The sequence below is a fragment of the Novacetimonas pomaceti genome (assembly GCF_003207955.1).
Lineage (GTDB): Bacteria > Pseudomonadota > Alphaproteobacteria > Acetobacterales > Acetobacteraceae > Novacetimonas > Novacetimonas pomaceti.
The window spans coordinates 16,075-28,355 of the sequence record NZ_NOXG01000022.1 but is presented as its reverse complement, the minus strand read 5'-3'; the positions used below and the strand labels follow the sequence as shown (position 1 = coordinate 28,355).

The 12,281-nt window shown below is 49.9% G+C and carries 9 protein-coding genes and 5 pseudogenes; 6 read left to right on the top strand and 8 right to left on the bottom strand.

The window, feature by feature from the left end:
* Nucleotides 1-92 precede the first annotated feature (92 nt).
* The 3 genes and pseudogenes from CFR71_RS12865 to CFR71_RS12855 all read left to right on the top strand — a co-directional run.
* Complete coding sequence (locus tag CFR71_RS12865) at nucleotides 93-743, top strand: FkbM family methyltransferase (RefSeq protein WP_110531738.1); 651 nt, start codon at nucleotides 93-95, stop codon at nucleotides 741-743.
* A gap of 633 nt (nucleotides 744-1,376) precedes the next feature.
* The gene (locus CFR71_RS16250) at nucleotides 1,377-2,372 is read left to right on the top strand and encodes a hypothetical protein (RefSeq protein WP_133251161.1); all 996 of its coding nucleotides are present in this window, start codon (nucleotides 1,377-1,379) and stop codon (nucleotides 2,370-2,372) included.
* A 71-nt stretch (nucleotides 2,373-2,443) separates the two neighbouring features.
* Nucleotides 2,444-2,781 (top strand): annotated as a pseudogene (locus tag CFR71_RS12855) (transposase); the annotation flags it as partial.
* Between the two features lie 231 nt (nucleotides 2,782-3,012).
* Here the strand turns inward: CFR71_RS12855 and CFR71_RS12850 are convergent.
* From CFR71_RS12850 to CFR71_RS16970, 3 genes and pseudogenes are all read right to left on the bottom strand, one after another.
* A pseudogene (locus CFR71_RS12850) lies at nucleotides 3,013-3,484 on the bottom strand (IS3 family transposase); the annotation flags it as partial.
* 125 nt (nucleotides 3,485-3,609) lie between these two features.
* A complete protein-coding gene (locus CFR71_RS16245) occupies nucleotides 3,610-5,211 on the bottom strand; it encodes a hypothetical protein (protein ID WP_133251160.1) in 1,602 nt (533 codons plus the stop codon).
* Between the two features lie 198 nt (nucleotides 5,212-5,409).
* A pseudogene (locus CFR71_RS16970) lies at nucleotides 5,410-5,903 on the bottom strand (integrase core domain-containing protein); the annotation flags it as partial.
* Nucleotides 5,904-5,990: 87 nt separating this feature from the next.
* On the opposite strand from CFR71_RS16970, the pseudogene CFR71_RS16965 reads away from it, so the two are divergent.
* Nucleotides 5,991-6,275: pseudogene (locus CFR71_RS16965) on the top strand (IS3 family transposase); the annotation flags it as partial.
* Here CFR71_RS16965 and CFR71_RS12830 read toward each other — a convergent pair.
* From CFR71_RS12830 to CFR71_RS12810, 5 genes are read right to left on the bottom strand one after another with little or no spacing between them, the layout of a single operon-like run.
* The gene (locus CFR71_RS12830; RefSeq protein WP_110531728.1) at nucleotides 6,235-6,570 is read right to left on the bottom strand and encodes a cupin domain-containing protein; all 336 of its coding nucleotides are present in this window, start codon (nucleotides 6,568-6,570) and stop codon (nucleotides 6,235-6,237) included. The pseudogene CFR71_RS16965 and the gene CFR71_RS12830 overlap by 41 nt on opposite strands.
* Before the next feature lie 3 nt (nucleotides 6,571-6,573).
* Nucleotides 6,574-7,308 carry a glycosyltransferase family 2 protein gene (locus tag CFR71_RS12825; protein ID WP_110531726.1) on the bottom strand — a complete coding sequence of 245 codons (735 nt, stop codon included), beginning with the start codon at nucleotides 7,306-7,308 and terminating at the stop codon, nucleotides 6,574-6,576.
* Nucleotides 7,305-7,934, bottom strand: coding sequence for an HAD family hydrolase (locus CFR71_RS12820; protein ID WP_110531724.1), 630 nt, complete (start codon nucleotides 7,932-7,934; stop codon nucleotides 7,305-7,307). The genes CFR71_RS12825 and CFR71_RS12820 overlap by 4 nt, the downstream gene beginning before the upstream one ends.
* Entirely contained in the window at nucleotides 7,931-8,569 is a 639-nt protein-coding gene (locus tag CFR71_RS12815) for a PI-PLC domain-containing protein (protein ID WP_110531723.1), read from the bottom strand. The genes CFR71_RS12820 and CFR71_RS12815 overlap by 4 nt, the downstream gene beginning before the upstream one ends.
* The gene (locus CFR71_RS12810) at nucleotides 8,569-9,324 is read right to left on the bottom strand and encodes a glycosyltransferase family 2 protein (RefSeq protein WP_110531721.1); all 756 of its coding nucleotides are present in this window, start codon (nucleotides 9,322-9,324) and stop codon (nucleotides 8,569-8,571) included. The genes CFR71_RS12815 and CFR71_RS12810 overlap by 1 nt, the downstream gene beginning before the upstream one ends.
* Nucleotides 9,325-9,734: 410 nt before the next feature.
* Here CFR71_RS12810 and CFR71_RS12805 point away from each other — a divergent pair.
* Both CFR71_RS12805 and CFR71_RS12800 read left to right on the top strand, forming a co-directional pair.
* Nucleotides 9,735-10,355 (top strand): annotated as a pseudogene (locus tag CFR71_RS12805) (transposase); the annotation flags it as partial.
* 92 nt (nucleotides 10,356-10,447) lie between these two features.
* The gene (locus CFR71_RS12800) at nucleotides 10,448-12,280 is read left to right on the top strand and encodes a hypothetical protein (protein ID WP_110531720.1); all 1,833 of its coding nucleotides are present in this window, start codon (nucleotides 10,448-10,450) and stop codon (nucleotides 12,278-12,280) included.
* Nucleotide 12,281: the final 1 nt, after the last annotated feature.

Genomic DNA, 12,281 nt, shown 5'->3' with positions numbered 1-12,281 from the left:
CCAGAAGCAGAATATCGTCAATATTCCAGATCGGGCTCCTGTGGGATGACTGAATTCTACAAAATGACCCGAAATTGCCTCAAGTGTGAGAAATCCGCGATGATATTATTCACAATGGAACTTGGGAAGAAGAGCAGTTAAATTATTTAAAGAGATTAGCTTTTGAATATCGGAATGATAAAGCGAAGAAAACATTTTTAGATATCGGATCATACTTTGGCCTGTACTCGCTTCATATGTCGCGGTTAAATGTTTTTGATGAAATCATTGCATTTGAGGCTGATGCTCTGAACCATCGTCAACTTCAGGCGAACCTTCTTCTTAATGATCCAACTCTTTTTATCAAGACGCATAATTTTGCTGTTTCCGACAATAACGGCGAAGCCTATTTTTTCCCCTCCTGGGCCCATCCATCCAAGAATCGCGGTGGCGTCGGCCTTGTTGCTGAAGAACTCAATCTTGCCCATCGTGTGCGCGTACCAACACGAATGTTAGACAGTGTCCTATCGCTGTCAGGGAATATAATATTCATCAAGATTGATGTAGAAGGCGCAGAATTTTCTGTGCTACAGGGAATGCGGAATATTTTGATTAAAAATCGTTGTGTGCTTCAAATAGAATCGTTAATTTTTAACGAAAGCGATATTGAAAGTAACAAAAAAAGGAACGACATGCTTATGGAAATGGGATACCGACTTATTCATTCGATAAACCCAGACAATTATTATTCTAATATTGATTGATATTTTATGCTCTGTTGCGAGTTTACATAATTTCTATTGAATATTGAAATTCTTCCTATGTCGTAGATATAGAAAAAGGAGATGCAATAGCGTGTCTAATACCTGAAACTGATGATGTGGTATTTCCACGCGAGTGGAAGGACGCATTATGGGACAGACACGTCATGGCAGCGGTGCGAGCAGGATATAAGCGGATAGCAGTTCATGTGTCTGGCCGGGCGACAGCTTGAAAGACAGCGCCCTGCCACGACCATCTGCGGCTACGGACGCAGTCCTAGCGCCCTAACCTCCACATGACCTCACGAACCCTGTGGCGTTCACTGTATCTCCCCTTTGGGCTGCTCCGGCCGCCTCGTGATGGGCACGGATCGTCGCGCCATCAAGAAAGACCAGGCCCAGATGGCACGGCGGGGGGGCGCCACTTCGCACCACTCTGATGACGCCAGAAAATCGCGAAAATCGTCTGCCTGAGGTTCTTCGGTGGAAGTCTTGCCCTTCGGATGGATTTCCTCAATCAGCGGTTCCCACACAGATCCGGCTTGGTCAGAAAAGCCAGACTGCATCATGCTCGTTACAAACGAGCCATGCAGTCTGTTCCATCATTCAAGGCCGAACAGGCCCTAGATTCTCTATATGAATTATAGTTACAATATGGTTCATGAAAAAGGTAGGGATTACATGATAAAGCATCCGACAGTCACCATAATATTGACAGAATGGAGAAAAATAAACTTTTACGATGCCATGTGTATATACGACGAAATGTCAAATAAAAACTCACCTATTAATGTTGTTTTTTTTGAAAAAGATGAAAACCATTCACTTAGGATTCCTATAACAGACAAAAATATAGTATCTGACAAAAAATATGGAGATGAATACTCAAGGAATACAATATTATTGGACTCGGAAAATGAAATTACATATTGCATATCGGTTTGTGCCAACAGGCAAATATTCAGACATTTCATAGACCTCGTGAAAAATTCTTTAGTTTCGGAAAACTATAGATATATCGTTGTGTGCAGACCATTCCTTATTGCGTCATTAATGCCTGATATAGCGCATCTTGGATTTATTTTTATGGGATCCCACAACATGGAGCACATACGGCAATCTGCTTCTCATATATTGCATATGGTAAACAATGATTACAGACCAAATTCTCAGGAAAAAGACCAAAAGAATATAAAAATAATTGAAGAGGATCGCGTTGTATTCTCTACAGAGCTTGATTTTGTGTCTCCGTTTACATTGTTTGGCTTCACAATGAAGGAAGGACACGTAAAAGAATACGAAAAATACGCAGAAATATCAAACGTGGAAAATCAATTTGCCATGTATGGTCCTTATATAAGTCTACAGCCTGGACCTTACAAGGTAGGGTGGTTGGTTTCTTCAGATAATACATGTGAAAACAATTCCATCCTGTTCGATGTTGTAGCTAACCTTTCTGTGGCAAACAGCGTGGCAAGTATAATTACCGGAGATTCTCCGCAATGGATATGGCTGGATTTTCAGGTAGATGATGGAAATAGTAATAATGTCGAATTCCGTATAATGCCCCAGACATGCAATACCTTTCGGGTGCACAAAATAGCCTTACGGTCGCGGACACGGGTTCATTAAGGCGAATAGACCCGGATTGGCGTGCCCTCCGAAAATGTAACCATTTTTAAGATCGGGAAGGATACGGACGGATGAAACCCGGTCGCTTTACGGAAGAACAGATCATAGGGATCCGGAAGGAACAGGAGGCTGGGCTGAAGGTCTCTGATCTTTGCCGCAAACACGGGATCCGTGACGCGACCCCCTACAAATGGAAGACCAGCTATGATGGCCTTGAGGTGTCCAAGGCCAAACAGCCGAAAGCGCTGGAAGATGAAAACAGCCGTCTGAAACGTCTTCTGGTGGACGACATGCCGGGTAATGCCGCGCTGGAGAAAATTGTTGGAAAAACGTGGTGACGCCCGCAGCTTCGCGGCAGGCGGCCCGATATATCCAGAATACTCTGGCTCTGGGTGAGCGCCGGGCCTGCGGCAGCCCCGTCCGTTCGGACTGTTTTATGGGCTTGATAAGTTATACCCGGTTGTCGTTATGCCACCATTCTGACGGTGCTTGTGTTGGCACGTCCTGATATGCCCCGTGGGGCGTGCGTCCAGCCAGTGCCGAATGCGGACGCTACCCATTGTAATGGGCGATCCATCCGGCAAGCCCGGCCCGTAGCTCCGATCCGGTCTCGAACGCATGCAAATAAACGCATTCGTATTTCAACGACCGCCACCAGATAGAGAAAAGCCCTTCCGCATCGGGATATAAATGATGGCGGAACACCACATCTGGTTGGACTGGTCAATGACCGGCTCCCGCAGCAGATACGGATATTTCCGAGGTTCTGGATGTGGCATGGTCATGCGTGGCTTCTGGTAGATCGCCCACAAGTCCATTCTCGCCATAAGCCGGCGAACCCGCCTGCGACCGAAAGCCGAGACCGTTTCAGGTCGATCTTCGCATACAGCTTCTCAACATCGGCCGGACTGGCTGTTGCTTCCGGGGGCTGCCCTGCCAGAAAAGATGCTCACCATGCCCTCGACTGACTGGCGCTTCCATTGGGCCATCATCGTCTGATGCACACCGTGCTTCGATGCCTGTTCCGCCAGCGTCTGCTCACCCCGGATCGCCTCAGGCGGGCGCCCCACAACCTGAACGCCCGAATACCGTTTCCACGTAACCTTGCCTATCAACCCGCCCTCTCTCGGCCGGGTTATAGCTTATCGTCCTGTCTGAAAAACGGGGGCATCTCTCCTACTGGCTGATGCCTTTATCTCAATACAGCGACCCGGATTTCATAAGACAATTACCATGTCTAATTGCAAGCACGCCGACTTCTGAACATCGTCCCTTCGTTATTGATACAAACAAAGCTAGATCCCGTCTCCGGATTGGCAGAAGGCAGGGAAGGAGCCTGAATATCTTTTTGGGTTTTCAGCGAATTTAACGTTAGCTGACCAGAAATGGCGTCATAAACCAGACCTTTTTTGCCCCCACTCATACTCCACGTCATGGTCTTATTGGCATCATCCCATTGCTGTCTCCACGTTTCGGTTCCCTCTGTAAGATAACGCGTTATCGCCAGGTTCCCTTTGCGAAAGTTCTGATCGAAGTAGGTGGAACCTTGGGTAGCATTAACCATCGTCGCATCTATACTCAGAGATCCACTGTTAACATGCATTGATCCATCGTTCGCAATATTGACAGGTGTATTCGTATTGCCAAGCACATTGTCGGAATACATACTGGAACCCATTCCTCCGAAAAGATAACCGGTGCCATCGCTCATGTTTCCGAAACCGAGACTGTGGGTAAGTCTCGACCCGAATATTTCCATTACGCCTCCGGAATTCGTGATGGCATTAGCAACGGTACGCGGGTTCGGGTTTTTGACCCCGTTCGTTAGGATTCCAGCACTGTCATAAACACCGTCCCATGCCCGGATGGCGCTTCCGGATTGGGAAATGATGTTCGCAATATAATTGTGTTCCGATCTTGCATTGTTGGCGACAATGGTCGATGCAAACTCCGCGACGAGACCGCCTCCCAGCATATGGGGCGCATCTACCGAATCATGGACATAAGCGTAAGTAGCACTCACAAAAGAATGTGAAATCGCCCATATGCCAACATCCCCGGCATTGCGGACTTCGACCCGATTTATCGCGGATGTACCGTTTGCATTGAGCCTCCCCCCATCGAGCGCGGCAATGCCATAGTAAAAATTATCTACAATGATGTTCGGCCCGACTTCATTTATCTGTCCACCATACGTGAAGATACCCAGGTTGGATTTCTTCCCCATATTGATCAGTTCAAATCCGTTTACTGAATTCCAATGTGATCCCATGCTGACTTCAATACCATTGGTTCCAGAAAAGCGGAGTTTACATTTTGATGGATCTGCCGCATTTCCCGACAAGGAAATATGATTGCCATACGGATGATTAAGAATAAGAGACGTTGGAAGCGTGTAATTTCCGTCCGCCACCTGAATAATTATCGATCCATAAATTTCCCATGATGCAATGGCCGAGAGCGCATCAGGAATCGTAGGAACATCCGAAGGAATATTGATAGTCAGCGAAACCCCTGCAGGTACGATAAAATGCCCCTTCATACCCTTAGCTATCGCATGACTTAGCGTATCAAAATCGACGATAGACGAAGTCTCTGACAACTGCTGTTGCAAGGTCCGTGACATGACAGCAGTCAGATCAAACCGGGAAAGTGCTTCATTATCATCAGCATGTCTCAAGGAGCAACCATTCAACGAATCTGCCGAAGGGGACATACGTAAGGATGCCGTTCTTTCCACAGGATTAGCCATCCCCGCGCCAGATAGCGTCGATTGTGCCTGCGTGCCCCGTGCCGTCACAGACAATAATAATACAAGAAAAAATAAAATTTTCTTCATTTTGTCTTCTTTTCCGCCATCTATAATCGTGCAGATTATAAGATCAGGTTAGGTCATGAATTGATAGAATGGACCATATTTCTGTTTATTATGAGCATGATGCGGTTGATACGCCCCCTTTTGCATCCACTCAAAAAGAGAGTTTCCATTTTTTGTGGCTTGGGGTTGATGGGATGACAAGGGTCTGGGGGTATGCGTCAGGAACGTGAACAGCGTTTCGTTGAGACATTCATCCCTGAGCTGGCCGTTAAAGCTTTCGACAAGCCCGTTCTGTTGCAGCTTGCCCGGGGCGATATAGTGCCATTAGATCTACATCCCGTCGGCCCATTTCAGGATGGCGTGGGATGTGAACTCGGTTCCATTGTCGCTGACAATCATAAGGGTTTGCCATATCGCTCCACCAGGAACGTCAGTTCCCGCGCCACGCATCCGCCTGATAGCGATGTGTCGGCAACCAGGGTCAGGTTCTCCCAGCGGAAATCGTCGATAACGGCCAGAATGCAGAACCGGCAGCCACGGGTCAGGACGTCCGACACCAAATCCAGGCTCCAGCGCTGTCTGGGTTTCTGGGGCATGGTCATGGGAGAGCACGTTCCCAGCACTCGCTTTCAGCCTCCCCGATGACGGGCTTTCAGCCCCTCTTCCTGATAAAGGCGGAACAGCTTCCTGTGGTTGGCCGTGGATCCTTCCCGATCGGACTCTGCTTTAAAATGGTTACATGTTCAGAGATTACGTCAGGCCAGATTCTATTTCAAATCGGGGAAATTCTCTACAGCAGGTCAATGAACCGACGCGGCAATTGCCACGATAATGCTGTGGCGGAGAGTTTTTCCTCATTGCTCAAGGGCGAGCGCATCTGGATGCCGAACCTACAAACGCGGCAGGAAGCCCGGCAGGACGTGTTTGACTGCATCGAAATGATCTATGATTCGGTGCGCAAACACGTCAGGAACAGGATGCTCTCACCCGCGCAATTCGAACAACAGCAGAGTTTGAATGCTCAAGAAATCTGGGAGCTATTCATCAAGAGCAGACCGGGGCGCCCTCATACTTGTCGCCAATGACACTGGGAAGTTTCACCACGACAGTGGTGACGTCCGTCAACGCCTCAAACGACGTTGCTTCTCCCGGCTCTATAACGACAATATCCCCATCGGACAGTGTCTTGCCGAACATAACCGCATGTCCGGAAAGAATGACCGTAATTTCATGGGCGACCTTATGGTGATGGAGGGTTTCGGTATCTCCTGCTTTGAACCGCTGTATCGCCACTTCGCATGCATCGGTTTTCAGCGCTGCAGGACTGAAATCACCCACGAACCAGCCACGCACCATGTCCGCCAGCAAAGCCTGTTTCATTTTTCAAACCGCCTTTGAATAGTCAGACATCGCTTCAAGCGCGGAAATCTGCTTATCCGACTTGATGGGGTGATAATTCCGCTGCGCGATCTTGGTCGCAATGACGGTCTTCTGCGCCAGGATCATCTCGTTGAAAACCGGGCTGATATAAAAACGTCCATTTACATGGGCATCTTTGATAATCATGCTCTTGCAGCACTCGATGAAATCCGACGCCTTGCGGAACCAGTAAAGACCCGCGGTCGCATTCCGGCTGATCGGGCGCTTTTCCGCGACCTCCAGAACATGGTTGTTTTCATCCATACGGACGAAAGAATATCTCGGATGCAGGGAATCAAAGACAATCATCCTGCCATCGGCGTCATTCTTGCGGAAATCATTGATGATGTCCGTCAGATCCGTCTTGATTAGATCACCAGCATTCATGATCAGCAGTTCATCATCGAGGTTCATCTGCTCGATAGCGAGCAGCGCCGTACAGGCAGCCCCCTTGGTCGGCTTGCTGATTTCCAGGATGTGGCTATCCGGGGCAATCAGCTTGATGACATTATCGATGTGGCAATGCGTGATATCCTCTTCACGCACCGCACAGATGATCTGGCTGGGATTCAGTCGCAGGCAGTTATGCAAAAGACGCTCAATCAGCATAACCCCATCAACTTCGGCAAGAAGAAGCGGGTACCCGTCCCGTTTTTCAGTATGGTAATCGTGACCTGCTGCCAGAATAAGGACGTTCATGCCTGTTTCTTCTCAATATTCTTAATTGTGCTCGTGATATTCTCGTAGTTGACTTCGTTTACACTTGCAACGACCAGAACATGCGCACCCGACGCACGTGCTGCCTTGATCCCGTTCTCATTATCTTCAACGATCAGGGTATTTTCCGGCTTTACCTTCAGGGATTCCATGGATTTGATATAAATCTCTGGAGAAGGCTTGGCATTCTTCACGTCCTCGTTCGACATCATGAGGTCGAGATAAGGCGCGAGATTTGAACGCTGCATCATCACTTCGACGCTGGCACGGATGGAATTCGACGCCACCCCCATCTTGTATCCCTCCCGCTTGAGGTAGGAAAGGGCGCGTTCCTGTGTGAAAACCGGCTTGCACTGCGTATTTACTATTTCCATAGTATAAATCTGCTTGAGCTTGCTCGCAAAGCCATGCAGCGCGACAGGGAAGTTTTCAGTCAGCGACAGGATCTGCAGCTTACGCTTGGTCGGCAGACCATCAAACCGCGACAGGTGATCGGTCAGGCTGATCTCTTTTCCGAACAGGCGTAGGGCGCGGTTGAACGCCTCATAATGCCATTCCTTAGCATCGATCAGCACACCATCCATATCAAAGATAACAGCCTCGATCATTGCGCTTTTCCAGTAAAAAATTCAGATGCTTCTTCAGGAAAATCCGTGCACAATGAAAGATCTGGATGATCCATCAGACCAGAGCGCCGCAGAAAATTCCATACGGTTTCATGACTGCGTTTATGTAATTCCGGCGAAACCACACACACCTTCTTGCCTGCGGCAACATGGGTGCGGATCGTCTGCTCATCATACCATTCCGGACCGGAGAAGGAATCCAGCCAGACCCCGCAACACTGATCATAGCACAGGGGCGTGGTTTCAATATCGCTGTGACGTGTATATGTCTGCACACCCGCGGCGATATAACGCACGGTTTCCGGCCCTGACATATCGAACGCGAACCATGGCACGCCTGCCAGATCAAGCTTTTCCTTGATGGCGACCGCCAGCCCATCCGCCTTGACGTTGATCGCCAGCGGCAGGCCTGTTCCCTGAAAATAACCTATCAGTTCATCAAGAAGCAGCGGATTGTTGAGCGCCAGTGCCGGATCATGCGAAACTACCAGTTTCCCGTTCAGGTCACGGATATCGGTTTCGGTTCCGAAGCCATGCCGCACGGAATTTTCAAACGCCTTACGGCCGTTCTTTTCCTCTGGCGTTTTCCAATATCCCCGATGACTGAGAATACGCATCAGTCGGCAAGCCTTCGGGCGACATCCGATACCGGATGATTCAGGAATATTTCCAGATCTGCCGGGATGCCGAGGCCATACATCCCATCCGCTTCGGATCCGATATTGTAAACGCCGATATGTTTCCCCTTGCGGATCATATAGTTATATACAGGCGCCACATAGAATTCATTCTTGACGCGGTCGTTTCTGGCGATCATCTCATCCGCGTTGGAAACGAAATCACGGCCACGGCGGAAGTTGTAGATTCCAACCGTCGCTTCGTCCGAGATGACTTCCTTTTCAACAACGCGGGTTACCTTTCCATCGTCATCGAAACCGACGAATGACCACTTTGGATCACCTGACGACATGGTCATGATCAGGCCATCTTCATTATCTGTCATTGCGTTCAGATAAGTATTGATCTCACATTTTACATACTGATCACTGTTGGCAATCATCAGCGCATCGTCATTGTCAATCAGATCACGCGCGGCCAACACGGAACAGGCAGCGCCTTCCGTAATGCCGTCAAGCCCGATAATCTCACACTTCGGGGCCCATGCCTCCAACTTGTCACGCAGCCCATAGGCAGCGATATGTTCGTTCTGACAAACAAAGACAAAGCGATGCGGCTGATCTGGCTTCAGGTTTTCAATAACAACCCTGATCATGGGCACACCATGAAGGGCAATTAACGGTTTGGGGTCCGTATATCCGGCCTTTGCGAAACGACTTCCCCGCCCAGCCATTGGCACAACAATATTTAGCATAGATCCATAACAATATTTGAGATGCGACACGAATGTCAGTTATTATTCAGGTGATATTTTATAGCACTAAGCATTATACCATACAAGGGATGACTTTCATTCGTTTACGTTATATATGTTATGCAAAACGATGCAGGAACCCCCTTGCCGCAAGGCCGCATCTTCTATCGAGTTCATTGATACCAAACCTATGAAAACTGCGGAAAATAGCGGACCGCAAAAGCTTTTAAACGCCATATCATGACCAATACGCTGGGGCACATCATCAGACCCATCGTTTACCCCGCCAACATTCAGGATCGGAATCTGACAGTTGTCCGGATCAAGCGACTTTTCCATGGTTGCGGCATCTGATTGGCGATGGAGGTTAATGCCACTTTGGCAGGATCAGTGAGGTCTGGAGTGCTGTCGGATTGCGTTACGTGATCCGCTATGGGATTGCTTGGCGCGCCATGCCGACGATTTGCTGCCATGGTCAGCGGTCTATCAGCAATCCCGTCGCTGGATGGAAGTTGGCTGCTTCGAAGCACTGGCCTCTGATTACGTGCCGTGCTGCGTATCGCTTCTGGCCGCAGGGCAGAACCAACGGCCGCCATTCTCGGCAGCCGGACCTTACACTCAACACCGGAGAGCGGGCCACGCGCTGGATATGATGGGACATCTACTGGCCCTGCATGTCACGCCAGCTAGTCGGGATGATCGCGCCGAGGTTGGACGTCTCGCCCACGCCTTTCAGGATGCTACGGACGAGAGCGTTGAACTTGGCTTATGTCAATCAGGGATATACAGGCGCTCAGCCTGCCGGGGCAGCACAGGCCCAAGGGATTACTCTTGGAGTCGTCAAATTGCCCGAGGTCAAACGTGACTTCATCTTGCTGCCGCGCCGATGGGTTGTCGAGCGATCTTTCGCATGGGCAACACGCCATCGCAGGCTCGTTAAGGATTATGAGCGTTACGCTTCAACGCTCGCAAGTCTCCATGTTATCGCTTTCGCGTGTTTCATGCTCAGAAACGCCGCTATACTCGCCTAAGGTTCATAACACCCTTTAGCTGCCAGGCGTTTCTTGACAAAATTTTTCTACTGTAACTTTATGGCAAAGAAGAAGGGAACAGTGGATTGGTAATGAACTCGTCAACGGCAGCATGGGTGCGTTTTCTTCGAAATTACGGCCCCATTCCAACAAATGACAACATGTATGACGAATCCATTCAACGCGCCCTGAAACGTCACAAGATCACACCCATTAAACTACCTGCCCCACTTGTCAGCAAGCTAGTCGACAATTTCAGGCAATCTGCTCCCATCTCGCAAATCATCACCGGAACCGCGGGGGATGGAAAAACCTATCATTGCCGCGAGGTCTGGATAGCTCTTGGGGGTGATCCCGCCACCTGGAACAAAGGCGACAAGATCCAGACGCTGCATCTAGATTCCCGAGAGGTGGTGATCGTCAAGGATCTGAGTGAACTGCAGCAGGTGCAAAGCAATACGCTCATTCCCCGGTTCGCGTGTGACGCACTGAACCCAGAGACAACAACAAGTTATCTGTTGGCCGCGAACCATGGGCAGCTTCTGGAAAAGCTGAAATCGGCGGAGCAGACACCCCAGGTCCGACAGGTCAGCAAAGCGATCGAAGAAATGCTTGTTACTGGGATTCACTCCGATCCCGACGTTCGCATCAATGTGACCGACCTTGGGCGTTCACCAGCGGCGGCCTTGCTCAACAACATCATCGACACAATTACCAATCACGATGGCTGGCAGGGCTGCGACGGTTGCAGCGCCCACGGCGAGGACACCTCCTGCCCCATACTGGAAAACCGGCGGCGCCTGATGGAGCATGGGCCGGAATATCCGTTCCGTCGGCGCCTGACCGCCCTGATCGAACTGAGCGAACGCAACAGCAATCATTTCCCGGTGCGACAACTGCTTGCGCTGGTCGCCAACAGTATCCTCGGTCATCCTGACGCGCGTGACGGTCTCATGACGTGTCACGACGTACCTGCGATCCAGCAAAACCATACGGTTAGTCTCGCCAGTATATATCGCAACGTCTTTGGCAGGAATTTGAGCCGTAGGAAAGCGGAAAACACGGAACTGTTCCGAAAACTCAATGCTTTTGGCATCGGGCTGGAAACAAGCAACCGGGTCGATAACCTTCTGGTCTATGGCGCTGATGATCCCGATTATTCCAACGATTACACAACTCTTGTGCGTTCGGATCGGATCTATGGCGCGACGCCAGCCTATCTTGCGGCCCAGAACACCTATCTGGAAGGGGCGGATGGCACGGATCGCGACGCCTTCCTCGATGAACTCAGTACGCAGCGTCAGCGCCTGTTCTTTACCATGCCCGATGACATGGCGACGGATTATAGGCTATGGAATCTGACGGTTTTTCACCATGCCGGTAGCTATCTTGAAATTACTGAAAATATCCTCCAGAAGAAATCAGTATCCCGCAAGACCCTCAAGATGGTTGTGCGTGGCCTCAATCGTATTTTTACCGGCATGCTAGTGCAAAATCATGATGAGGTCGTCCTTGCGACATCAGGCAGCTATTCACAATCCTCCCGCAGTTCCCTGCTGGATGAACTGATTTCCGTCTCCCGTCAGGGTGGACAGGAAGTCTGCATCATCCCGGATGAGACCGAGGGCATCAGCCTTTCGGTCCGCCTGATGCGCGGCAACGAGTTCCCTCCCGTCATGCTGGCCCTGACGCCTACACGGTTCGAATTCCTCGGCCGAGTGGCGGAAGGTGCACTGCCGAGCAGTTTTTCGCTGGAATGCCACGAAGACCTGCTGGCGTTCAAAGCGCGTCTGCTGGGAGAGACACAGAAATGGCGGGCGCTCGATGGCGAGGAACAGATGATGGATGACGAACTAGTGCTGCGTTTCATCGACCTCAATAATGAAGGATTGGCGGTTGAGCGTCGTGTCGTGGTGCGGGTGTAAT